Origin of the sequence: Paraglaciecola hydrolytica, from assembly GCF_001565895.1 — a bacterium.
Lineage (GTDB): Bacteria > Pseudomonadota > Gammaproteobacteria > Enterobacterales > Alteromonadaceae > Paraglaciecola > Paraglaciecola hydrolytica.
This window is the reverse complement of record NZ_LSNE01000009.1, coordinates 503,070-528,014: the sequence shown is the minus strand read 5'-3', so window position 1 is coordinate 528,014 and position 24,945 is coordinate 503,070. Positions and strand designations below refer to the sequence as shown.

22 protein-coding genes and 1 other RNA gene are annotated in these 24,945 nt (G+C 41.1%); 8 read left to right on the top strand and 15 right to left on the bottom strand.

Annotation, left to right across the window (positions count from 1 at the left end; all coding sequences use genetic code 11):
- Window positions 1-122: 122 nt before the first annotated feature.
- Complete coding sequence (locus AX660_RS18105) at window positions 123-1,766, bottom strand: tetratricopeptide repeat-containing sulfotransferase family protein (protein WP_068379896.1); 1,644 nt, start codon at window positions 1,764-1,766, stop codon at window positions 123-125.
- Window positions 1,767-1,872: 106 nt separating this feature from the next.
- The gene (locus AX660_RS18100) at window positions 1,873-4,752 is read right to left on the bottom strand and encodes a TonB-dependent receptor domain-containing protein (protein WP_068379893.1); all 2,880 of its coding nucleotides are present in this window, start codon (window positions 4,750-4,752) and stop codon (window positions 1,873-1,875) included.
- A gap of 361 nt (window positions 4,753-5,113) precedes the next feature.
- Here AX660_RS18100 and AX660_RS18095 point away from each other — a divergent pair, with 361 nt between their 5' ends.
- Window positions 5,114-5,386 carry a late competence development ComFB family protein gene (locus tag AX660_RS18095; RefSeq protein WP_068379890.1) on the top strand — a complete coding sequence of 91 codons (273 nt, stop codon included), beginning with the start codon at window positions 5,114-5,116 and terminating at the stop codon, window positions 5,384-5,386.
- Between the two features lie 32 nt (window positions 5,387-5,418).
- Here the strand turns inward: AX660_RS18095 and ffs are convergent.
- An RNA gene (gene ffs, locus AX660_RS18090) (signal recognition particle sRNA small type) lies at window positions 5,419-5,515 on the bottom strand.
- Between the two features lie 111 nt (window positions 5,516-5,626).
- Window positions 5,627-6,682 (bottom strand): Glu/Leu/Phe/Val dehydrogenase dimerization domain-containing protein, encoded by a 1,056-nt coding sequence (locus tag AX660_RS18085; RefSeq protein ID WP_068379887.1) that lies wholly within the window; start codon window positions 6,680-6,682, stop codon window positions 5,627-5,629.
- A 214-nt stretch (window positions 6,683-6,896) separates the two neighbouring features.
- On the opposite strand from AX660_RS18085, the gene AX660_RS18080 reads away from it, so the two are divergent.
- Window positions 6,897-7,373 (top strand): Lrp/AsnC family transcriptional regulator, encoded by a 477-nt coding sequence (locus AX660_RS18080; RefSeq protein WP_068379884.1) that lies wholly within the window; start codon window positions 6,897-6,899, stop codon window positions 7,371-7,373.
- 45 nt (window positions 7,374-7,418) lie between these two features.
- On the opposite strand, the gene maiA is transcribed toward AX660_RS18080, so the two are convergent.
- From maiA to pspA, 11 genes are all read right to left on the bottom strand, one after another.
- The gene (gene maiA, locus AX660_RS18075; protein WP_201027468.1) at window positions 7,419-8,069 is read right to left on the bottom strand and encodes a maleylacetoacetate isomerase; all 651 of its coding nucleotides are present in this window, start codon (window positions 8,067-8,069) and stop codon (window positions 7,419-7,421) included.
- A gap of 21 nt (window positions 8,070-8,090) precedes the next feature.
- Window positions 8,091-9,101, bottom strand: coding sequence for a fumarylacetoacetate hydrolase family protein (locus AX660_RS18070; RefSeq protein ID WP_068379881.1), 1,011 nt, complete (start codon window positions 9,099-9,101; stop codon window positions 8,091-8,093).
- A 43-nt stretch (window positions 9,102-9,144) separates the two neighbouring features.
- Window positions 9,145-10,287 (bottom strand): homogentisate 1,2-dioxygenase, encoded by a 1,143-nt coding sequence (locus AX660_RS18065; protein ID WP_068380058.1) that lies wholly within the window; start codon window positions 10,285-10,287, stop codon window positions 9,145-9,147.
- A complete protein-coding gene (gene hppD / locus AX660_RS18060) occupies window positions 10,280-11,425 on the bottom strand; it encodes a 4-hydroxyphenylpyruvate dioxygenase (protein ID WP_068379877.1) in 1,146 nt (381 codons plus the stop codon). Before hppD ends, AX660_RS18065 begins: the two co-directional genes overlap by 8 nt.
- A 203-nt stretch (window positions 11,426-11,628) precedes the next feature.
- Window positions 11,629-13,185: a transcriptional regulator TyrR gene (tyrR, locus tag AX660_RS18055; protein WP_068379874.1), complete on the bottom strand. Its 1,557-nt coding sequence runs from the start codon at window positions 13,183-13,185 to the stop codon at window positions 11,629-11,631.
- A 123-nt stretch (window positions 13,186-13,308) separates the two neighbouring features.
- Window positions 13,309-14,109 (bottom strand): phenylalanine 4-monooxygenase, encoded by an 801-nt coding sequence (gene phhA, locus AX660_RS18050; protein ID WP_068379871.1) that lies wholly within the window; start codon window positions 14,107-14,109, stop codon window positions 13,309-13,311.
- Window positions 14,110-14,256: 147 nt separating this feature from the next.
- Window positions 14,257-15,333: a YcjF family protein gene (locus tag AX660_RS18045; protein WP_068379868.1), complete on the bottom strand. Its 1,077-nt coding sequence runs from the start codon at window positions 15,331-15,333 to the stop codon at window positions 14,257-14,259.
- Window positions 15,330-16,757: a YcjX family GTP-binding protein gene (locus tag AX660_RS18040; RefSeq protein ID WP_068379866.1), complete on the bottom strand. Its 1,428-nt coding sequence runs from the start codon at window positions 16,755-16,757 to the stop codon at window positions 15,330-15,332. The genes AX660_RS18045 and AX660_RS18040 overlap by 4 nt, the downstream gene beginning before the upstream one ends.
- Before the next feature lie 105 nt (window positions 16,758-16,862).
- Window positions 16,863-17,315: an envelope stress response membrane protein PspC gene (gene pspC / locus AX660_RS18035; RefSeq protein ID WP_068379862.1), complete on the bottom strand. Its 453-nt coding sequence runs from the start codon at window positions 17,313-17,315 to the stop codon at window positions 16,863-16,865.
- Entirely contained in the window at window positions 17,312-17,548 is a 237-nt protein-coding gene (gene pspB / locus AX660_RS18030) for an envelope stress response membrane protein PspB (protein WP_068379859.1), read from the bottom strand. The genes pspC and pspB overlap by 4 nt, the downstream gene beginning before the upstream one ends.
- Window positions 17,549-17,574: 26 nt before the next feature.
- Entirely contained in the window at window positions 17,575-18,252 is a 678-nt protein-coding gene (pspA, locus tag AX660_RS18025) for a phage shock protein PspA (RefSeq protein WP_068379856.1), read from the bottom strand.
- Window positions 18,253-18,460: 208 nt separating this feature from the next.
- On the opposite strand from pspA, the gene pspF reads away from it, so the two are divergent.
- The 6 genes from pspF to AX660_RS17995 are packed head-to-tail and all read left to right on the top strand — an operon-like array spanning window position 18,461 to window position 24,885.
- A complete protein-coding gene (gene pspF, locus AX660_RS18020; protein WP_068379853.1) occupies window positions 18,461-19,558 on the top strand; it encodes a phage shock protein operon transcriptional activator in 1,098 nt (365 codons plus the stop codon).
- The gene (locus AX660_RS18015) at window positions 19,548-21,191 is read left to right on the top strand and encodes an ABC transporter substrate-binding protein (protein WP_235594777.1); all 1,644 of its coding nucleotides are present in this window, start codon (window positions 19,548-19,550) and stop codon (window positions 21,189-21,191) included. The genes pspF and AX660_RS18015 overlap by 11 nt, the downstream gene beginning before the upstream one ends.
- Window positions 21,191-22,222, top strand: a complete 1,032-nt coding sequence (locus tag AX660_RS18010) for an ABC transporter permease (protein WP_068379851.1) — start codon at window positions 21,191-21,193, stop codon at window positions 22,220-22,222. Before AX660_RS18015 ends, AX660_RS18010 begins: the two co-directional genes overlap by 1 nt.
- On the top strand, window positions 22,209-23,102 hold the full coding sequence (locus AX660_RS18005; RefSeq protein ID WP_068379848.1) for an ABC transporter permease subunit: 894 nt from the start codon (window positions 22,209-22,211) through the stop codon (window positions 23,100-23,102). The genes AX660_RS18010 and AX660_RS18005 overlap by 14 nt, the downstream gene beginning before the upstream one ends.
- Entirely contained in the window at window positions 23,102-24,097 is a 996-nt protein-coding gene (locus AX660_RS18000; protein WP_068379845.1) for a peptide ABC transporter ATP-binding protein, read from the top strand. The genes AX660_RS18005 and AX660_RS18000 overlap by 1 nt, the downstream gene beginning before the upstream one ends.
- Window positions 24,094-24,885, top strand: coding sequence for an ATP-binding cassette domain-containing protein (locus tag AX660_RS17995; protein ID WP_068379842.1), 792 nt, complete (start codon window positions 24,094-24,096; stop codon window positions 24,883-24,885). The genes AX660_RS18000 and AX660_RS17995 overlap by 4 nt, the downstream gene beginning before the upstream one ends.
- Window positions 24,886-24,945 lie beyond the last annotated feature (60 nt).

The following is a 24,945-nucleotide window of genomic DNA, read 5'->3' as shown; positions in this document are numbered from 1 at the left end:
CAGCAAAAATTCGGGAGCCAATTTATACGAGTTCAGTCAATAAATGGCGTCATTACGAACAACAGTTATCCCCATTAGTCAGCAAACTAAAAAAAGCCGGTTTAACAAAGGAATAAAATTAACTAAACGTCAAAGAACTTTATTAAATCGGGAATATTGCTTTTAAAATTGTGCCAGCGACCAGATGAAGATGAATATAAAGGTTGTCTGACTTGCCACACACTTGCTGTTTTTACATTGTTATCTAAACGGTAAAAATTAAGGCAATCAGTTGACCACTCAAGCCCTAAAAAGGTCAGCAAGGAACGTATATTGGCTTCAGGCTCTCTGACTAAATCATCGTAATTACATATAAATACTGATGCTGGGAACAGGTTTTTCCAATGCATCATCAGTTCTTTTTGTTGAGTATAATAGTGACTGATATGACTGAGATCTGTTGCATAGTTCATCGATTGTCCCAAACGCTGAAAATACACAGACAAACAATTATCTAAAGGATGACGTTCTGTAAAGATGATTTTAGCGTTTGGAAACAGGCTTAAAATTAATCCTACATATAGAAAGTTATCGGCTCTTTTATCCGTAACTAATCCTTGTTCAGAAAAACGCTGAGTTATATACGCGATATATTCTTGCGCAATTTCATTACTATATTGTTGCGTTAATGTCTGCATTTTTTCAGGAAAAGGTGATATTTCGTTGGCTACCTTTCTGACAAAAAACTCGAGTTCACCGCCGGGTTTTATTGAAGCATGGCCAGCCAAAATCTGTTCAATTAAGGTTGAACCAGAACGAAACATACCACAGATAAATACTGGCTGGTAATCGCTATCAGAATGCCTAGAACTAAACCATTCCATTGAAAAGTACTGTTTAATACGTTCCACTTGAGCGGCAAACACTGTGGGTTGATAGGGAGTTTGTTCACGGCTATTTAATTGATTTGCGTGTTGATAACACTCAAAAGCCTGAGTATATGCACCACAATCATTTAAGGCTTTACCCAAAGCATACATTAAGTCTATTTTGCTTGATAAGTTCAAGACTTCACTAGAAAGCACTTCTTGCATACGTACAATTAACGGATCGCTTACTTTGCTAAACGTCTGTAAGTCTGCCAGTCTAGCTAAAGCTTCATAATGATCTGGCTGAATATTTAATATTTTTTTAAACTGCCGGTCTGCGTTATTTTTATCGCCCGCTTGCTCATATAGGTTCGCCAAGTTAAATATTGCCGGCACATAACTCGGGTTAATGTGTAGTGCAGCTTGTAACATGTTTTTTGCTTCGTTTTCATTTCTGAGGTGATCAGAATATATCACTGCCATATTGAGCATAACTTCTTCTGGCTGAGTAATTTTTGCGTCTAATGCAAGTTTGTAATTAAGGACTGAAGCCTCGAATTCTCCTGCATGACGCAAATTAAAAGCGTAGTTATACAACGCATCAGCATCATTAGGTGTATGTTGTAAATATTGGCGGTAGCACCAACTAGCTTTTTTGAAATCTTTGATTTGCCCATATAAATTGGCAAGGTAATCACATATTTTTCGATTGGAACTGTCTAACAAAAAACATTCATTTAATGCATCAATTGCTAACTCAGTTCGACTAGTTTGTAGGTAAATATGAGCGAGCAATTGTAACAAGTGTCTATGTTTAGGGTGATCTTGTTGCAACGTCAGGCAAAGTTGCTCTGCGACAACTAACTCTCGTTGGTTAATTAATAACTCAATGTGTTTTAATTGCTGACTAACTATCATTATTTTAATTATTAAATGTGTTCAAAAGCATCTCTTTGAATAGTTTCTGAATTTCATATAAAAAAACAGCGGGCAAGCCCGCTGTTTTATATTTTTTTGTTAAATATTAATATCTAACTGTTACGCTTGCATGCAAGTAACGACCTAATGTGTCGTAGTAACCAGCAACAGTATTCGCGTTACTAGAAATAGTACTACCTACCATAGGTGGTTCTTTATCTAACACGTTATTCATACCGACTAATAGAAACAAATTCTCAGTTACGTCAAAGCTTGCTTTTAAATCAAGGTAGCTCTGAGCTTTGATACCGCCATCAGCTACTAACAATGTATCAGCTGTAGCATTGTAACTAACTTGACCGTAATAACGCCATTTAGCATCAACAGTCCACCAGTCACCTGTGGTATAAGAAACATTTAAGCTATGACGCCATTCTGGTTGAGCAAAACAATCTACACTGACTTCATCAACACAATCATAAGTTGAAGACGCATCACCTGGAAGAGGTTCATACTCTTTTTTGGTCATTAATGTACCAACAAACTTAGCTGTTAACGTACCTTCACCTAATTCTACTTCGTAGTTACCTGTAACATCCCAGCCCTGCCAATGACGGCTAGCTAAGTTGATATTAGTAGCTTGTACATAACCGTCAGCTCCACGCCATAAGCTACCAGATGCAGCACGAACAATGTTATCACAGAACGCAGCATTTCCAGTGATACCACATTGTTCAACTGTTAACTGTGCACCAACAGCACCGATTACATCTTCAAGTTTGATATCCCAGAAATCAACTGAGAATTGTAAGTCTTCGATTGGTAAAGCAACCACACCAAAAGTATAAGTATCAGCAATTTCAGGGCTTAGATTAGGGTTACCACCAAACAAACCATTATATTGGCTAGCTGGGCTCAAACCGATAGTGCCATATTGAGAGGCACTTACACCAGTATTAGCACACTGTGCAGCGGTTAATGCAGGCATTTGGCCGTCGGCGATGATACCGCCACATGGGTCTGTACCACCCCATAAACCAGTACTTTGTGGACTAAACAAGTCACCAACGTTAGGCGCACGTACAGCACGGTTATAACTACCACGAATTTTTAACTCTTCAATAGGGGCATAGTTAGCACCTATCTTATAAGTAGATACCGCACCAGAAGTATCGTAGTCAGAATAACGATATCCCAAGTCTAAACTTAAGTCTTCAGCACCTGACTTACCTTGAATAAGCGGTACTTTAGCTTCGGCGAAAATTTCATTTACACTGAAACCACCTTTAATACTGGTAGTCGTACCACCTTGGCCTAATAACAGACCTTGAGCAAACACCTCATCAGCAAGACGGTCAAATTCTGATTTGCGATATTCATAACCAAATACCACAGCGATTGGGTCATTAGCACTAGGCACAGTAAAGTCAGTTTCACCCGTTACATAAGCGTTTAATACTGTTTCGCTAGCAACACCATTAAGGATTGCCACACCAGTTAAAGTACTTGCAGCAGCATTAGTAATGCCTTCATAAGTAAATACTTCATAAGGCACACAACCAGACGTTGCAGCACAAGCATCTACATCTAAAGCAGTTTCAATTCGAGGACCGAAAAAGTCATTGATATAAGCTGCAGAAGATGAGCTTGAACCATACAATAATGATGCATCGTATGACCAGTTATCGTTGATATCACCTTCAGTACCTAATACTACACGGAAAGTATTATGTTCTAACACAGATGCGCGCGCACCACCTTCTGTATTACGTTTACCGATATAAACTGAGAACTGATCATCCAGTCCTAGACCAAAACGGTTCATTAACTGTGCACGTTGTGCATCGTTAATTAATGGCGAGTTCACATCAATATCATACTGCTGTGAGAAGAATGTTCCAGACTCTGCGATTTGCGCTGCAGTGCGGTCACGCATGTACATCACTTCAAAATAAGGACGGACATGGTCATTAATTTCATAATTAACAAAAGCACCTAATGAATAACGTTCATCAGGACGCATAAAGTGGTTAATGGGTGCATAGTTGTATGAGTTACCAACTGATGGGATAAAGTTGCTGTTTGAATCTAAAGTCCAAAACTCATAATCATCTTGAACACCCGTTGCTGGATCGATATCACCGATATAGAAGTTAGGAATAACCGCATTACCAGAACCACCACAAGCTGTACCACCAGCATTTAATGCACAAGATGAATAGTCACGAGATGCCTGACGAAGCTCGTCATTACGACGCCAAGTACCATAGGCAACTGCATGGCCTTTACCATCTGCAAAATCGCCACCAATAGTAATATCGAAATTGTACGCTTTACCGTCAATATCGCTGTTTCCGTCAGGGTATTCGAAGCTACGAGCATCCATTAAACCTTGGATATATTTATTGCTGTTATCGTGTTGGTAACCAGACGCACCGAATGTCATTTCGAAACCTTCGAAATCATCATCCATTACAAAGTTAACAACACCGGCTACGGCATCAGCACCGTAAGTAGATGAACCGCCACCCGTTAATACTTCAACACGCTTAACTAGTGCGGCAGGAATTTGGTTGATGTCTGGAGATTGTGAATAAACACCACCAGAAGGTAAACGACGACCATTTATTAAAACTAATGTACGTGTTGGGCCTAAACCACGTAAGTCAAGGTTAGCTGTACCAGAGGCACCGTTAACGATAAATGAAGTTTGGCCAGCTTCGATTTGTGGCAATGTATTCAACAAATCTTCAATACGGGTAAAACCAGAAAGTTTGATTTCCACATCAGATGTAATCGAAACTGGGCTCGCGCTTTCATAGTTTTGAGATTTGATACGAGAACCAGTGATTGAAATTTTCTCAACCGCTTTATCATCTGGTTCAGCAGTTTCTTGTGCTACAACAGCTCCTGACGCAAATGCAGATACTGCACCAAACGCCATCGCTAATCTGATCGACTTTGTCAATTTTGAGTTTGTAAACATGTATGTCTCCCTGGACCACTAAGTTTATAGTGTGAATGTTTAGTCGTTTTAACGACTTTTATGGAATAAGGTAGTGAGCCTCACAGCTGATAGTAAACAATAATTAGGTTTAGGGTCAACTGCTAGAGTGCTTAAATATTGGGTTAGTACTGAAAGTTTTTAGTTATTGTTTTTTAATTGGACATTATTGTTTACATTGTTTTAAAAATGTTAAGATCAAAATGGTAAAACTGTTTATATACTTTTCAACTTAAAGATTTCCCATACTGTGTTTATTAACAAACAACATCTATGTTAATTCAAGACCTTGTTGTCTAATCAATTGTTAACTTAATAACTTTAAAAAAATTGAAGGCTGTTTATGAAACTTGATGATGATATTCATAATTATTACGAACATTTAGTCTTAGAGCAGATTGAACGCTTGGGGTTAAATAAAAGCCAGACAGAAGACTATTTAGCAGACCTATGCTGTTTAGCGCTTAATCAGATACCACCAAGGTACATTAGGTATGAAGTGGATATGTCGTTTTATTTACCGCAAAGCGAAAAAAAGCAGATGGAAATGAACGCTATTAACGCTGTTAAACATGGTATGAGTTATTTAGATAACAAACCTAAGACCGATGCTTAAATAATTTAAAAGATAGGTAAAATTGGGTGGCAACCCTTCAGCCACACCTCGGCACATGAGTCCTTTGCTGCGGCTGCTCCCTTCCAGGCCTGACCGGGTTCACAAACTATCATTGCGAGGGGACCGAAAGGTCACCATAGAAACCTTCGAACTTTGCAATTTTTGATACAAGTTTCGAAGGGGGCGCATTATCTACAAAGGTATGTTGAAGTGCAACCCACTTTTTCGATTTTATTTCGCTTAGGCTTTTTTATTAAAGCGTTCTTCAGCAATCTGGTTAGCAACGACATTAGTCGCTAAATTTAATTCTTCAGCACGTACATATACTTCAGTCAGAGTTGTACTTATCCGTTCTAGGTGGGCCCGCATTGCTTCGTGAGAACTAGGGATCTTTTGATGGTAAATATCAATAATACCACCTGCATTAATAACGTAGTCTGGAGCATAAAGAATATGTTTATCTTTTAATAATTGACCACAATCTTCTGTGGCCAACTGATTATTGGCAGCCCCAGCCACAACTTTTACTTTTAAACGAGCAATAGTAAGGGGATTTAAAATAGCGCCCATAGCACAGGGAGCAAATACATCGGCATCAACATCATAAATGTCTTCAGGTTTAACGGCTATCGCCCCAAACTGTGATACAGCCTTGTCGACATTCTCTGGATAAATATCCGTTACATACGACGTTGCGCCGGCCTTATATAAATGCTCCACCAAGCGCAAACCAACATGACCTAAGCCCTGAATCGCAACTTTTATCCCTGTTAAATCTTTATTTAACGCAAACTCAACAGTCGATTTCAATCCAACAAATACACCATAAGCAGTGGATGGAGCTGGATTTCCATCCGCATGCTCACCAAACACATGATATTTAGCCTCAATACCGGCAATATGGCTGGAATGTTCGGCCATTATTTTTAGGTCCGTCACCGACATACCTGAATCTTCCGCACTGATATATTTTCCGCCAAGGCTATCCACAAAACGCCCCATAGCCCGCATCAGTCCTATGGTTTTAATTTTTCGCGGATCACCAATAATAACGGCTTTACCGCCACCTTGATTTAAACCTGCCATTGCCGCTTTGTAGGTCATGCCTTTGGATAAACGTAATACGTCATTGAGCGCTTCATCGTCGGATACATAGGGCCACATTCTGCAACCACCCAGTGACGCACCAAGATTAGTATTGTGGATGGCAATAATTGCCTTTAATCCGCTTTCTTTGTCGTGACAAAAAGCAAGGTGCTCATGGTTATCAAACTCTATGTGTTGAAAAACTGACATAACGCTTCTCTGGTTAATAATACTGAATAGGTGGCGATGATATAGCAATTCACATAGGCAGTACTTTTCCAAGTTAACTGGTGCAATCAAGAAAACTGCAAATAAATCGTTACATGTAAGGGTTTAATAGGACAAACATCCTCAAAATCCTGCTTGAAAAAGATGAAAAGTTTAAGCATGCTAGTTGAAACATCTCACATAACTAAAAGTAAATATGAGTAAGGTAAAGTTAGATAAATTTGATCGGGAAATACTGCGAGTACTGCAAAAAGACGCCACCATTTCCATGGCTGATTTAAGCCAAAAAGTTGGCTTATCCCATACGCCATGTTGGCGTCGAGTAAAACGTCTTGAAGCAGAAAAAATCATTCTACAAAAAGTGACTTTATTAGATAACAAAAAGCTCAATCTTGGCGTTTCAGTGTTTATTTATGTCACTCTTAAAAATCATGATGGTGAGTCATTAAATGATTTCGAGAAGGCTGTCCAGAATATCGAAGCAATTGTGGAATGCCATACCACCAGCGGTGAAAAAGACTACCTGCTAAAAGTCATTGTCGAAAGTATTGAAGAATACGAACATTTATTGAAATCTAAATTAACCCATTTACCCTTAGTTGATCATTTAAGCTCTACTTTCGCACTTAAACAGGTCAAAAACACCACAGCTCTACCGATCAAAAATTTGTAATCTACCCTTAGTAAAGACAATTGATACAACGAGCTGACTTAGCAACTATTCTGCATCTGGCTGGTTTTCTGGTTTGGCCGCAATAAATGCGGCTAACTGGTTGCAGTTCAAGTAGATAAGTTGGATCAAAGGATAGTTATCCAAATCAAGCGAAAAACGAAGCGCATTATACACCTGCGGCACCAAGTAAATATCAGCCAAACTAACTTCATTGCCAAAACAATATCGCCCTGCGCTACTTTGCAGGCGCTGTTCGATACCTTTTAGCCCTGTTTCTATCCAGTGCTTCGACCAGTTTTTTTGCTGACTATCAGAGCACTGTAAAGTCGTATTCAAATACTGTAATACTCGTAAGTTAGCCAGAGGCTGAATATCACAAGCAATATCATGAACGAGTGTTCGTACTTTAGCTTTTGCCAGAGGACTCACAGGTAAAAAGCTTACAAGCTCTGGATATACTTCATCCAAATATTCGATGATCGCCAAACTTTGATTAATTACATTGCCGTCTTCCTCAACCAATGTAGGCACCAATTCAGCTGGATTAAGCTTTTGATACTCAGCTAAATGCTGGCCACCACCTTCTTTAACTAAATGCACAGGTACATAGCTATAGTGAAGTTGTTTCAGATTAAGCGCGATCCTAACCCGATAAGTCGCCGAAGAACGCCAGTAACCATATAAACGCATTTCCATGAGCTCTCCCGACAGCGAAATTTATAACTTACTTACTTGTTGCTCGATGGCACCAAAAATACTCAGCCCATTTTCATCCAACATTTCGATTTTAATAATGTCACCAAATGCCATAAAAGGAGTTGAGGCTTGCCCATCGCGGATCGTTTCGATCATACGTAGTTCGGCGATACAAGAGTAACCCACTCCGCCATCAGCTATCGAACTGCCCCAACCAGTACCTTGTTTGTTTGATACCGTGCCTGAGCCAATAATAGTGCCACTACCAAGATTACGAGTTTTAGCGGCATGGGCAACTAACTGCGAAAAATCAAAAGTCATGTCTTGTCCGGCATTTGGTTTTCCAAACAATGTTTGGTTGTAATGAGAAACCAGGGGTAGATGTACTTTGTGTTCGCGCCAATTATCACCTAGTTCATCAGGCGTGACAGCAAGGGGTGAAAAAGCAGAAGATGGTTTAGATTGAAAAAAACCAAAACCCTTGGCTAATTCAGCTGGGATCAATCCTCTAAGCGATACATCATTAACTAACATCAACAAACGAATATGCTTACCCGCATCCGCACTACTGGTACCCATTGGCACATCACTGGTCACTACTGCAACTTCGCCCTCAAAGTCGATGCCCCAATTATCTTGAGCAAATACAATATCGTCTTGTGGACCAAGAAAGTCATCCGAACCGCCCTGATACATCAAGGGTTCAGTCCAAAAACTTTCTGGCATTTCTGCCCCTCTAGCCTTACGCACCAGCTCAACATGATTGACGTAAGCACTACCATCCGCCCATTGAAAAGCCCTTGGCAAGGGTGAATGGCATTGGGCTGGCTCAAAGGCAAAACTTTCTGGCAACGTATCGGCACAAAGAGCTAAGTAAACCTCGTGTAAAAGTGGCGCTTTAACGTCCCACTCATCTAAGGCTTGTTGCAGTGTCGCGGCAATATGTGCAACAGCTATTGCCCGGCTCAAATCTTTGCTGACAACAACTAGTTGCCCATCTTTGCTGGTATTTTTTTTGGTCGCTAGTTTCATTATATATTCTTCATGTCAGGATGAATCGAACAGTGTCTCGGGTTTAAGCCGTTTTCCAACTGTTCACGTAATTGATGTTTTCGACCAACGTAGCCGCTTCGCCGATCTTTAATGCATCTCGGGTATCTAACATCACCGCAACTTCATCGGTAAAGGTTTTGGGACTAGTATTGCTCGCAGCAAAGGCCTTGGGATGTGGGCCATGGGTAAAACCTGCGGGATGAAAAGTCACCATACCCTGCTCAATATTGTCACGACTGAAAAAATTACCTTGGTGATAGAACAGCACTTCGTCGTAATCATCGTTATTATGATAAAACGGCACTTTTAATGCCTCAGGATCACTTTCTATTGGACGAGGCACAAAGGTACAGATCACAAAACGATTTGCCACAAAGGTTGTGTGAGCCGATGGTGGTAAGTGATAACGATGGCTCATTAAAGGGCGAATATCCCGCCAGTTGATGCGCACCACACTAAGATCGCCATGCCAGCCAATGGCATCCAGAGGATTAAAAGGATAGGTAATAGTCGAGACCTGATTATGCCGTTTAACCTCAACCTGCCAGCTTTCTTCGCTTTGTTGCTGTTTAAATTGCTCGTTGATTAATGGTGTATCCAGCATAGCGGGATCAAAAATAGCGTGGCCTCCCACTAAACCTTTTTCAGGCAACTGAAAACTATCGTTAGTGGCCTCAATCATTAAAATCTGCAAAGGGCTAGTGGGTTCAAGACGCCACATAGTAGCGCGAGGAATAACCACATAATCCCCCTCAACCACACTCAAATGGCCATAGTCACAGAAAAGTTCGGCACTACCTGAATGGATAAAAAACAGATCATCGCCATCAGCATTGCGTGCCAGCTTCTGCATGTTTTCTGTACAGTGCCACAGACGATATTTACAGTGTTCGTTAAACAATATAAGGGGGGCCGACCATGGACTGGCGGTTTGCGGATTATGTTTACTGCCAATTAGATTATTTAAATCAAAGGCGCGAGGTTTGAGATCGCCCTGCCAATCACTCCAGCCCGTTGGAGCGTGAGTGTGATGCATATGAGTCGCTGGCCCAAAAAAACCACTACGACCAATTTCACGCTCATAAATACCTTGTTTTGGTAGGTCAACATGAGCCTGACGCGAGTTGATACCTTGCTGCTTAGGGAAACTAATCCACTTACGCATCCAGTTTTGCTCCATTTTTTGTAAGGTTGCTTGCACTGTCTTTTGCTTCAGTTTTTACCGTTACATCGCTGAGCACACCACGCTCAATTTGATCTTGTTCAATCGACTCAAATAAGGCTTTAAAATTTCCTTCACCAAAGCCTTCATTGCCCTTACGTTGAATGATCTCAAAAAATATCGGGCCGATAACGGTATCAGTGAATATTTGCAACAAAATACCGTCCTTCATAGGCGCGCCATCTATCAGTATTTTAAGCTCCTGCAACTCGCTTAAATCTTCAGTGTGGCCTTCTACACGTTTGTTCACATTGGCGTAATAGGTATCTGGAGTATGTAAAAACTTCACACCACCCTTTTTCAAATCACGTACGGTTTGATAAATATCTTCGCTTGATAGGGCGATATGTTGGATCCCTTCACCATTATATTCACGAATAAACTCTTCAATCTGTGACTTATCATCCGAGGATTCATTAATTGGGATCCTGATTTTACCGCAAGGAGAAGTCATCGCTTTACTGACTAAACCAGTCAGTTTACCTTCTATATCAAAGTAGCGAATTTCGCGAAAGTTGCCTAATCGCTCATAAAAGTTGGCCCACACAGCCATGTTGCCACGTTTAACGTTATGAGTAAGGTGATCAAGGGAGCAAAGTCCCATATCTTTTTTGAGCATTAACTGTTGCCAGTCTGGGTAAAATCTAAAGTCCACTTCATAGATCGATTCATCGCCGTAACGATCAACAAAATACAAGGTACTTTCACCGATACCATAAATTGCAGGGATATTGAGTTCCATTGCGCCTAAGTTACCAACAAACTGTTTTGCCCCATTTTTGACAGCATGTTTTAAAGCATGGGCGGCATCTTCTACTCTAAAGGCCATCCCACACACACTAGGACCTCGAAGGCGGGCAAACTCTTCAGCCTGTGAAGAAGGTTCAGCATTGACAATAAAATTGATGTCACCTTGTTTAAACAACCACACCCTTTTAGAACGGTGTTGAGCTACTTCTGCAAAACCAAGGGATTGAAACAGTTGCTTCAATTGGGCGATACCTTTGTCATCCGCAGCAGTATATTCTACGAATTCAAAGCCATCAGTTTTTAAAGGATTAATTAAATGATTATCAGCCATGTTAGCTCTCGGTTAAGTCCAATACAGTACTTAATAGACAGCATAACTAGGCTAAATTGAAGTGCAGGTGAAGTGGTTAAAAAACAAACTAAGTGATTACTTTGTCAGGTTTTATGTACAAAATCACAAATATTAATTTTAATCAGGCGCTAAGGTCGGGTAAATGCCAAAACGCTCGTCTTCAAATCAATACAAACGTGTATTTAAAGATTTACACTGTGTTTATTAATGCCGTATTCACGTAGTTTATTTGCTACTGCGGTATGGCTTAAACCTAACTTTTTCGCCAATTGGCGAGTACTTGGAAAGCTTGGATAAAGACGAGCAAGTATGTCTTTTTCATAACGTTTTACTTCTTCGTCCAAATTGCCGTTAAATTCTTCTGCAACAAAACTACTGACACTTGCGCCGCTGGGTACTCGAATATGTTCTTGATCTAACTCATTACCTTCAAGTAAGGATACCGCTCGATAAAGCGCATTTTCGAGTTGCCTGACATTTCCTGGCCAAGGATAAGATTGCAGATAATCACTGCAATTTTTAGTTAGTTTAGGCGCACGTCTACCGAGTTTGGCACTGTGCAGTTTTAAAAAACGTTCGGCCAAGGGCAAAATATCTAATTTACGCTCACGCAAAGGTGGCAAGATTAAGCTCAACACATTAAGTCGGTAATATAAGTCTTCTCTAAACACACCTTGTTGCACCAATTTGCCTAGATCTTTCTGTGTGGTGCAAATAATGCGTACATCCACTTCTTTTTCTTGGGTATCTCCAACTCGTCTATAACTGCCGTTTTGTAAAACTCGTAGCAACTTAACTTGCAACTGCTCCGACATTTCAGCCACTTCATCTAGAAATAAACTACCACCCTTAGCCAATTCTAATAAACCCGCTTTACCCTCTGTTTGACCAAACGAGCCTGGGGCATAACCAAACAATTCTGTTTCGGCAACATTGTCGGGCAACGAGCCACAACTGAGTACCAAAAACTGTCCTTGGCAACGACGGCTAGCTTCATGACACGCCTTGGCAATAAGCTCTTTACCCGTACCCGTTTCGCCAAAAATAATAATAGGTCCGTCTAACTCTGCCATACGCTTAGCATCATGAATGACTTTTTTCATGATCTTACTCTGAGCTTGTATAGAGATAAAACTGTCAGGGCTGGCTTGATGAAACACGGTTAATTGCTGGCCTAAACGTAGTTCGGACTTAAGCATGATCACAGCTCCGGCCACTATATTCGTGCCATCAGCATCGGGGATCATGACTGGCAATACGTCGGCCAGATAGTCTTGTTCTAAAAAGCGGATTTTTTGTGCCTGAGCGCTAATATTTTTACTTTCTAACCAACGACTAATATTAAAGCCTTTAATTAAATCGCCAATCTCGCAGCCAATCACTTCATGTTTAGATTTTTCTAAATAACTCAGCACCACGTTATTAACCAATACAATACGCCCTTTAGGATCGACCGAAAAAACTGGATCGGGCAAGGTTTTTAATAAGGCTTTAAGCTGGTTTTGTTCCCGTTCAATGGGCATAAATGCAGTGGTTTTAACATCTTCTATGCCTGCAATTTTGCGAATTTTAGGCATTAGATGCTGAAAATCGGCAAATTTCATGGTCGGAAAATTTAGATAAATTTTGCCCACTTCGTCAATTTCAATACCACGTAGATCAATCTCATGGCTGACTAAAATATCCAGTACATCTTGAGTAATACCGAGTCTGTCTTGGCAACTAATTTCTAAACGCATTGATTTTCTCTCAGAGGAACAACTAAAAAACGCGCTCTGTGTTGAAGAGCCAACACAGACTACTTGTAAAGATTTTATTACAAAATGGGCCGCTAAGACAGAAGTTTATAGATAAATTGTTAATCAACTCGCCAGTGATTGTTTGGCCTCGTATTTGGGGGGATGCAAGCCTAAGGCTTTGGCTTGCTGAACTAATGCCATTAAATCTAGATCCGCGATTTCAAATAACTGCTCAAATGAATCCAGCAAATAATAGACGGGTTGCATAATATCAATACGATAAGGAGTGCGCAGGGCTTCAATAACTTGCATATTAAAATGCTCACAGGCTTGCGTATCCAGTGCATGAATAGTTTCGCCAGGCGAGGACAATATGCCGCCACCGTAAATTCGCACACCAGTAGGAGTTTTAAGTAAACCAAACTCAACAGTAAACCAGTACAAACGCGCTAAATAAGCCCTGTCTTCTTTACTGGCTTGCTGGCCCAATAAACCATAAGTGTGCGTAAAGTGGGCAAAAGCCGGATTAGTTAATAAAGGACAATGACCAAAAATTTCGTGAAAAATATCAGGCTCTTGTAGATATTCGAATTCGTCTGGTGAACGAATAAAAGTGGCCACCGGAAACTCTTTATTGGCTAACAAGTTAAAAAAACGGTCAAAATTGATTAAGGATGGCACTTGAGTTACCTGCCATCCGGTGCAGTGTTTAAGTACCCCATTGATATCCCTGAGTTGCGGTATATTACCCGAGGTTAAATCCAGCAACTTAAGCCCGTTTAAATATTCATCACAAGCTCGTCCAGGTAAAAGACTTAATTGTTTTTTAACTAATGCGCGCCATGTAGCATTTTCAGTTGTTGACCAATGAATGGTGCCATCTTGATCCGCTTGATTAGAGATATACTTAGTATGTTTTGACATAATTCTTTAACTGCAAAAATCTATATGACTAGTCTACTGACTCAGAAATAAATCGACAGTGGGCTAGCCATTTGCGTAAGTTAAAATCATGTAAAGTTTAGGTTACATAAACGAGAGCCATCAGGCAGAATAAGGGATGTAAACGTATTATTTGATGAATTTAGTGAGGTCTTCGAGCAGTTTGTTACTCATCGTTGATAGTCCCGGCTTTTTAGTCGCAAGCCAAGGCATGGGGCGGCATTCGTTCAATGCTTGCAAACCAATTCTGCTGGTTAATACCCCGGCACCCAGTCCTTGAGCGACACGGCTGGAAATTTTTCCAGTTAAGCCAACACCTAAGGCATAGTTGCCTGCGTCACTTAATATTTCTGCGGCCCCTGCATACAACATACTGCGGAATATTTTTTTAATCAGGGCAATTCGCCCCCAGTAACCAAGTCTCACCCCATAAAAACGGCTTAACTGATTGATCATGACAATATTTCTCCACAAAACTATCAACATATCTAACAAGGCAAAAGGACTTACAGCTATCATCACACCAGCGGCAGATGAATGTTTAGCAATATTATTTAAAGCCAACTTGTCGATGGGACTAAGTACTTTCAATTCAAATAAACTCAATACCTCGTTATTGGTGTAATGGCTTTCTAGCTTGTTTTGCCATCCTTCAACTAGGTGCTGGTATTGCTTGGGTAGCTGTTTGCCAATGGCGGCGCAGTGCTCTTGCCCCAAGCCAATCGCCGGCGTATTAAATAAGTCAATAGAGTGCTGACGTGTCTCTGTTTGTAACTTTAAGCGTTTTAACGAACGGATTTCTTTTACAACTACGGTTAGCACTGTGGTAATGGCCATAAACAACACCACTAACCACCCTGCCCCCAACCAATCATCGGTATTGATCACCGCTGAGATTGCTAAGATAACTTCCGCAAAACTAAGGCCCACAACCAACAAAATGAGTAATACCCACCATTTCTTAGCTTTTTTAGGCCGTGCCACCACATCCTCAGCAACGCTTTTTAACTCATTACTATCGTCAGTCGAAAATGATATTTCACTTTGATTAGTCACTATCTGTGGCTCACGAACTTCTGTTTGCATGGTGTCGGTGCATATTGCCTCACTCACAGGTACTGATGCCACAATACGTGAGGGTTTCAACTGAGCAACATCTTGATGTAGTTGCCCCGAATCACTTCTATTAGTTTTATCATTGTTCATTGCAGTTTATCCGCCAGCATAAAATCAATAACCTGATCCATGCGAATATGTGGCAGTGCATCACCCGCCTTAAGTTGTGGGGCGGCAAACTGTGGAAATGCAAATTTCTGTTTATCCCAAAACTGCGGCAACGGACATTGCATTGGCACCTCACCTGGAAACAGCGTCAAATTTTGGCCGTCGGCAGTCACACCTTGCACCACAGCAATATCTTCACCATCTATTTTTGTCCTACCGTGTTTGGACGCTTTGATGGCTGCAATCAAGGTCGATTCTGTTACTACGCCTTCAAACTGGAGTTGTTTACGCGCATCCCTTAACATTGAATCCAGTAACTTTACCAAGTTGCTTTGCTGGTCAGGGGTAATATGGTCAGCTTTACTAGCAGCAAAAATAAGTTTATCAATTTTAGGTTTAAACAAACGTTTGAGAATATTTGACGAGCCATAAGCAAAACTGCCCATCAACCACGTCAGCGCTTTTTGTAAATCATGGTAACTATGATAACCACGGTTTAAGGCGCCAAGACAGTCCACTAAAATAATTTGCCGATCAAAACGTTTAAAATGTTGCTGATAAAAAGGCTGGATGACTCGCTGTTTATACTGCTCAAACCGTTCAACCAATAAGGCAATATTGCTGCCTTTGTGCAACTTGTTTAAATCAACGTTTTGCATATTTAGTTGAGATTGTGAGACCGGAAAAAAATGCAATACGGGTGCGCCAGCTAGTTCACCGGGCAATAAAAAGCGGCCGGGTTGTAATAATTGAAAACCAGCAAGTTGGCATTGTTTAAGATAATCGGCATAGTTTTCAGCAATTTTTTGCAAGAGGCTCTCGTCACTCGGCCCATTTAGATCTAGCTTATCAATTTGCGTACGAACTTGATTGGATAACTCCAAGCGTTTTGTTTCGCGCATTTCTTTTGCACTATGCTCACACCAGGTAGAAAAATCCATGTCTAATAAAGGAAGATCTAACAACCATTCGCCAGGATAATCGGTAATATCCAAGGTTAAACAGCCGTCTTCACTTAACCACTTGCCGATACCCGATTTCTTTTTGTAACGGATCAATAATCTAACTTGAGAAATACCTCGCGTTGATTGTGGCCAACTCGCAGGATATTTACTTAGGCCCTCAATGGCATCTTCATAGGCAAAACGACTAGTTGTAACATCCATCTGCGCACTACGTTTAACACCGATGATCCGTGCTTCACGATGAGTTGAAAAAAATGGTAGTTGGGCATTTTCATTCACTTCCAACAGTTGATTCATTAAAGAGGTAATAAAAGCCGTTTTGCCACTTTGACTCAAACCCGTCACCGCCAGATTAATATGTTTATCAGCCAGCCGTGCACCAGCTAATTTGGTTTTTTGCGTGAGCTTGGTAATGAATTGTACTGAATTCGCTGTTGCCATGATTCTCTATATTGTTAGTTGCGCGGAGTAGGTCAGATTGCGCAAACATTAAAAACAAAAACCAACAGTTACAAGATGCAGCCTCGTTGGTCTTTGTTTGTTTGCTTACAAACGGCTGATTTCACGATTAAGTTGATATTCCGATGAAGTCACATAAGTTTCAACCTTTCTTAAACGTGACTCATTTTTTGCAAAGCGTTGTTGAATATCAAAAAATGCCTGTTTGGGTGGTTCACCCGCTTGCCATACTTTTGATTTAACCACGACCTTTTCTTCGTCTTCAAGCTCATTATGCCAACCTTTACCTCGTGGTTTAGTGGCACTGCGCTGAGGATTAAAAGGGGTAGTACTGCCTTTTGAGCCAGGCTTTTTATCTAAAATAAACCAAGCTGCAATGTAAGCGACAAAAATAAAGGTACCGGCTGACAGGAAAAAAGCAGAGACCACCAAAATCCTGACCAACCATAACTCCATGCCAAAGTATTCAGCTAATCCAGCACATACACCAGCAATTTTTCCTTTATCGGGATCGCGGTACAAGTCTTTTTTAGTGATCATACTTTGTTTCTCCACTGGGGTGCTTCTGCATCCAAAATCGATTCCAGGGTATTGATGCGATCAGCCATTTTTTCAGCTCGATCAGCCAAGTCCTGCAAAGTAGCGTACTCATCCTGAGTTAATCCCTGATTCATTTGTTTTTTACTACGGTAGTGTAAAATCAACCAAATCGGCGCTACAAATATCAAAAAAATGACTATGGGTGCTACGATAATGCCTATAGTGTCTTCCACAATTTATCTCCTTATCGTCCCTAGACTTACTTTTTAGCTGCCGCTGGTTTACCTTGCACTTTTTTCTTCAGTGCGGCTAATTCATTATCAATATCCTGATCAGATTCAAGTTCAGCAAACTCATCGGCTAAGGTCTTTTTACCTAAATCATAGGCATCAACCATTGACTCTAAATCATCAATTTTGCGCTCGTATTGCTCGAAACGGCCCATAGCGGCGTCAACTTTAGTGCTATCCAGCGTCTTTTTAACTTCAAGACGTGAACTCACCGTTTTCTGACGTAAAATAATCGCTTTTTGACGAGTCTTAGCATCGGCCAATTTATCCTGCAGTTGCCCTACTTCGTTTTGCAACTTAGAAATTTGCTCATCAACCAGCTTTAATTCATTAATTAGCACGTTAGCGTGGTCATCACACTTTTTCTTTTCCTGCAACGCAGCACGAGCTAAGTCTTCACGGTCTTTACTAATGGCCAATTCTGCCTTAGCTTTCCAATCCAAGGCTTCGTTTTGCAATTTATTAATCTGTGTACTGATTTCCTTTTTATTCGCCAAAGTTTTAGCAGAAGCAGAACGCACTTCAACCAACGTGTCTTCCATTTCTTGAATGATTAATCTAACCATTTTTTCTGGATCTTCAGCCTTATCCAAAATGGCGTTAATATTTGAGTTCACTATATCGGTGAAACGAGAGAAGATACCCATAACTATTACCTCTTTATGTCAATGTTAGTTAATTAAACTAGTAGATGAACTTACTTATTCAATACATATTCAATATATAGGCCAATCTTTTACATAAACTAACTAACTGATTTTAAACAAAAAATATTTACAATAACAATAGTGCAATCTACAATCGTTAGAATCTACACTACAAATTAGCTAAATAGACCACTTTTTAAGGGTATTGATGAGCCGGTTTCGCCAACAAGATAATTTATTAGGTCAATCTAACAGTTTTTTAGAAGTCCTTGAGCAAATTTCGCAAATTGCGCCGTTAAATAAACCAGTACTGATTATTGGTGAACGGGGAACCGGCAAAGAGCTCGTCGCAGCGCGTTTGCACTTCTTGTCAAAACGTTGGGAACAAACCTATTTAAAGTTAAATTGTGCCGCCTTAAATGAAAACCTATTAGAAAGCGAACTCTTTGGTTATGAGGCTGGCGCCTTTACCGGTGCAGCTAAAAGACGTGAAGGTCGTTTTGAAACGGCCCATAACGGTACCTTGTTTCTGGATGAACTCGCTAACACCTCTGGCATGATCCAAGAAAAATTACTTCGAGTCATAGAATACGGTGAATTTGAACGTGTGGGTGGTTCACGTAGCATCAAGGTAGATGTGCGTTTAGTTGCCGCTACCAATGAAGATTTACCCGCACTGGCAGATTCAGGTGAGTTTCGCGCGGATTTGCTCGACCGCTTAGCTTTTGATGTTATTACCCTCCCTCCGTTACGCGAGCGCAAAGACGACATTTTGATGTTAGCCGAAAACTTTGCGATCAATATGGCCCGTGAATTAGAGATGGAATTGTTTAGTGGTTTTACCGAAAAAGCTAAACGCATATTACTCGACTACCACTGGCCAGGTAATATTCGTGAATTGAAAAACGTGGTTGAACGAGCGGTATATCGTAGCAACAACCCTAACTTGCCAGTACATCAAATTGTACTTGATCCTTTTGAGTCGGCATTTAGACCCAAAGGACGCATTAAAACTCAGGATAGGATCTCCGCGCCAATTGCCCAGACAGCGCCACCAACAGTAATAAATGAGATACCTAAAGATAACGACAAAATCAAAGTGAAGCCAGAAGCTGTAGTCGAGTTTCCGGTAGATCTTAAAGAGCTCTCGCAAAATTTTGAAATCGACCTTATTAATAAAGCCTTAGCTGATAGCCAGTTTAATCAGAAAAAAACCGCCGACAAACTTGGTTTAACTTATCATCAACTACGCGGTTATTTGAAAAAGTACAATCTCCTCGAAAATGCAGATGAGGATGATGATTAAATCTCCGGTGCTTTATTCTTTGCATAAACGAGGAAAACAGGCCTTCTGTGTTTTATTTACGTTGGGATTGTTTGGCTGTGATGTATTACTCACCTCAACCAATCAAACCACGGGTATTATTTATTGTTCTGAAGGTAGCCCAACCAATTTCAATCCACAGTTAGATACCTCAGGCACCACAGTGGATGCATCTTCTCATCAAATATACGACCGTTTACTCGATTTCGATCCACAAAATGGTAACGTTATCCCGAGTTTAGCCACCAGTTGGACTATCAGTGACGATGGTTTGAAATATACCTTTCAGCTACGTAAAAATGTCGAATTTCACCAAACTAACTACTTTGTACCAAGCAGAGCACTGAACGCAGATGATGTTATTTTTAGCTTTGATCGCTGGCGTTTAAAAGATCATCCCTTTCATATGGTCGCGGGTGGCACTTATCCTTATGCAGATAGTCTGGGTTTAGACAAACTCATAGCCAGTATTAATCGTATTAATGGCTATCGCATAGAAATCGTTTTACACCATTCGCAGAGTTCATTTTTAGCTAATTTAGCCACAGATTTTGCGGTGATTTTATCCAAAGAATATGCCGACCAACTAGAAATTAAACAGCTAAAATCCAAAATTGATAGCCAACCTATTGGCACAGGACCGTTTAAATTTGTGAATTTTCGCCAGGATAGTTTTATCCGCTACCAAAAACATGACAAGTATTGGGGCGAATCCATCCAGACTGAAAATCTTATATTTGATATCACGTCATCTAGCTCTTTACGTTTAGCTAAACTGATTACCGGAGAATGTGATGCCATGGGTTTGCCGGCACACAGTGAGTTAGAAATAATCCGCCAATCAAAAGGATTAGTGCTAGATGAAAAACCCGGTTTAAATGTTGGTTTTTGGGCATTTAATACGTCTAAACCTCCTTTTAATAAACCAGAAGTGAGACGCGCCTTATCATTGGCCATTGATAAAAATGCCTTAATCGAAGCTATCTATTTTGACAGCGCTATAGTGGCTAAAAATATTGTGCCTCCTACGTCTTGGGCGTTTCAGGCTGAACAAAAAAACCTAAGTTACAACCCTTCTGCCGCCAAAAAGTTACTCCAAGAAAATGGCATAGAAGCAGGCTTTACTATGAATGTTTGGGCAATGCCAGTAGAAAGAGCCTACAACCCCAACGCCATTAAAATGGCCGAACTCATTCAAGGTTATCTGCAAGCCGTAGGGGTAAAGGTGAATATTATTAGTTATGAGTGGTCAACCTTTAGAGAAAAACTCAAACAAGGCGACCATGATTCAGTGTTAATAGGTTGGTCTGCGGATAATGGTGATCCCGATAATTTCTATCGTCCCTTGTTATCCTGTGCAGCAATAAAATCTGGTACCAATCGTGCGATGTGGTGCTCACCTGAGTATGACAGTTTAATCGACCAAGCCTTGCACTTTACCCAAATCGAAGACAGGCAATATTTTTATTATAAAGCGAATGCCTTGATCGCCGAACAGTTGCCGCTCATTCCTATCGCACATGCCTCAAAATATCAGGCCTATCGCGAAAATGTTAAAGGTTTTGAAATCAATCCCTATGGTGGTGTGCAATTGGCGGGGGTGACAAAAAACTAATGTTAAAAGTGATTCTGCGTTTTGCTAATTTAGTTGTCTTAACTTTGCTAGTACTGAGTTTCTTTTCATTTTTACTGGCTTATATGTTCCCCGGAGAGCCACTGGCTAATTTGACTGGGGTGGTGCGTGGCAATGAACAACAACTAGAGGCCTTAGGGCAACTTTATCATCTGGACAATAACTTTCTAGTCCAGTATTGGTATTATTTGGCTGAATTATTTGATGGTAATTGGGGCCTAAGTTTCAGTTCAGGCTTGCCTTTGGCTTCCGAAATTGCCCGCACCCTACCCGCTAGCATTGAGTTAAGTACCTATGCGCTGATCTTGTCGATGTTTATCGGATTACCGCTGGGATTTATTGCCGGTCTTAGGCACCGCAAAACCACTGATTACGCGCTTTTATCTTTAAGTGTTCTCGGCTATTCCATCCCGGTATTTTGGTTAGCCATGTTAATGATATTGGGATTTTGTTTGCAGCTAGGCTGGTTTCCCTTATCTGGGCGACTCAGTTTGTTATACGAGGTTCCTAGAATAAGTGGTTTTATCTTGTTAGATATAATGTGGTCAGATCTTGAAAACAAATCGGCCATACTCATAGACGCCCTCAGACATTTGATTTTACCCACCCTCTCTATTGCTGCGTTTACCACGACTATTATATTAAGGATCACACGCCGTTCAGTTATTGAAACCATGAACAGCGATTACATACTGGCGGCCTTAGCCCGTGGACTCACCCCCTGGCAGATATTATTTAGGCACGGAATTAAAAACGCGCTAATGCCAATTCTCCCGTTGATTGCCTTGCAATTTACGACTTTGCTGACCAACGCCATGATAGTTGAAGTGATCTTTTCATGGCCAGGTATTGGCAACTGGTTAATTCAGGCAATATATCAACGAGATTATCCTGCGATCCGAGTGGGCATGTTGGCCGTTTCAACTTTAGTGGTGTTATTTACCATGAGCATAGATTTACTGATCAGATTAGTCGACCCTAAAAAGAGTAAGGTGGAACGTGTCGCGATTTAAGCTATATCAAGAAGAATTCCATCCTTCCCCCCTGCAACATACATGGTTGGAATTTAAAGAAAATCATTTGGCTGTGGGTGGTTTATGCTGCTTTATGTTTTTTCTGTTTATTATTTTATTGTGCCCGATATTTGCGCCTTTTGATCCCTTGATGCAAAAAACCGATGCCATTTTAATTCCTCCTGCTTGGGAGGCCAATGGCGGTATTGTCAACGTTTTTGGCACCGACGCCTTAGGTAGAGATTTGTTATCTAGAGTCATGTATGGCTGCCGTATGACCTTTGGCATTAGCATTATTTTGGTACTCGTTGCTATGTTTGTTGGTGTTACTCTTGGCGCCGTAGCAGGTATGAGCCGTGGAGTACGTTCTAGTGTGATGAATCACATTTTAGATTCAATGATGGCCATCCCTACTCTACTGATTGCGATTATTATTATTGCCATCCTGGGTACTGGCCTAATCAACAGCATGTGGGCTATTGCACTAGCCTTAATCCCGCAGTTTATCCATCAAACGCGTGATTTTGTGCGCCAAGAGCGCAAAAAAGAATACGTCATGGCGGCCAAACTGGATGGGGCGACTCCTTTTCAATTAGTTACCCGCTCAATCTTACCTAATATGGGCGAAATTCTAGTGGTCCAAGGCGCGCTCGCTTTGTCTATTTCGATACTGGATATCAGTGCTCTGGGGTTTTTAAATTTAGGAGCACAAGCACCTTCACCAGAACTGGGCACCATGTTATCAGAAGGCATTGAAGTAGCTTATATCGCCCCCTGGAGCATAGCCTTGCCCGGTGGCGCGATCTTTTTAATGATGTTATCCATTAATTTAGTCGGTGATGGGCTCAGATCAGCACTTAGAAGCAGGTTAATACATTAATGAGTTTGCTTGATATCAAAAACCTTACCCTCGAAATTGACCTCGCCAGTGGTTGGGTTAAAGCTTTAGATAAGATCAATCTGGTCATTAATGAAGGGCAAATTCACGCTTTAGTAGGTGAGTCTGGCTCAGGTAAAAGTATTATCGTCAAAGCCATAGTCGGTGCGCTACCAGATCGCTGGAGAGTAACCGCCGACCGCATGACGTGGCGTGGACAAGACTTATTAACCATGTCAGCCAGCGAACGTCGTAAAGTCATACGCAACGATATTTCAGTGATTTTTCAAAATCCTAAAAACTCCCTCGACCCATTGTTAACATTGGGAGAACAAATTAAAGAGCTTGTTCCGACCTATCGACTAGAAAGCTTTTGGTTTTGGCAACGGGCTGCCGAACGTGAAAAAATTGCGATTGAGTTGATCCACAAAGTCGGCATTAAAGATCATAAACTTTGCATGCAAAGTTACCCTCATCAAATCGCTAACGATGTTTGCCAAAAATTTATGATTGCAATGGCCTTGGTGTCCGAGCCTAAACTGATAATTGCCGATGATCCTACCCGTGGTATGGAAGTCACCGCAAAATCCCAGATCCTTAAGTTACTCAGCCGTGTAAACCAAGTCCGTAAACTCAGCGTTTTGTTTGTCAGCCATGATTTATTAGCGATTTCCAGTATGGCGCACTACATGACTGTGCTTTATTGTGGCCAGACCGTCGAAAGCGGCAAGATGTTACAGCTAAGAAAACGTGCCCTGCATCCTTACACTCAGGCCCTACTCGACAGCGCTCCAAGCTTTCGTAAAGAATTACCACCTAAGTCACCTTTAAGTTCGTTGGATGGCACTATCCCTACTTTACAACACTTACCCATTGGCTGCCGACTTGGTCCACGTTGCCCAAGGGCGCGCAAAGAATGTGTGGTGGTACCAGCAGTGAGACGTGTGCATGAACACTATTACAGTTGCCACTACCCTCTGCACTGGGATAAAAAATGACCGACTTAATCAATGTAGAAAATTTAACTTTTGTTAATCGCCGCAAAAAAGCCAGGTTATTTAGCAGCGCTAAAAATTTTGAATTGGGCCCGATTAACTTTAGCCTCAAAGCAGGTGAAACCCTCGCTATAGTCGGTGCTAATGGCTCAGGTAAATCTTTATTAGCAAAATTACTGGTTGGCTTAGAAAAACCAGCCAGTGGACATATTTCCTTAAATGGCGATGTATTAACCAAATTTAACCAGCGCCAGCGCTGTTTTAATGTGCGGATGATTTTTCAGAACAGCAATGAATCACTCAACCCCGGAATTACGCTGGGTGGCATCCTCGACGAGCCGCTGCGGCTCAATACGGATCTAAACCTACTGCAACGTGCTGCAAAAATTGAACAAACCTTACAGCAAGTTGGTTTGATGCCCGAGCACCAGTTTTTCTATCGCCACATGTTATCCGACGGCCAAAGGCAACGGGTTGCCCTAGCTCGCGCCTTGATCCTCAATCCTCAAGTGCTAGTGGCTGACGAACCATTTGCGGCTTTAGATCCTTCAGTACGCTCACAAATCGTCAATTTGTTGATGAATATTCAACGCGACTTGGGCCTAGGTTTTATTTTTATTTCTCATAACCTCGGCATAGTACGGCACATCAGCGACAAGATTATAGTGATGAAAGGCGGGAAAATAATTGAAGCCGGTAAAACCGAGGTTATTTTTAACTGGCCAAAAGAAGAATATACCCAAAAGCTGGTACATACCCATCAGGCCTTGATTAATAGGCAGGTGACCTAAGCACAACAGACGATGTGCGCTGGCTTTTTAAAAGACTAAAAGATTATCGCTGCGCGACAC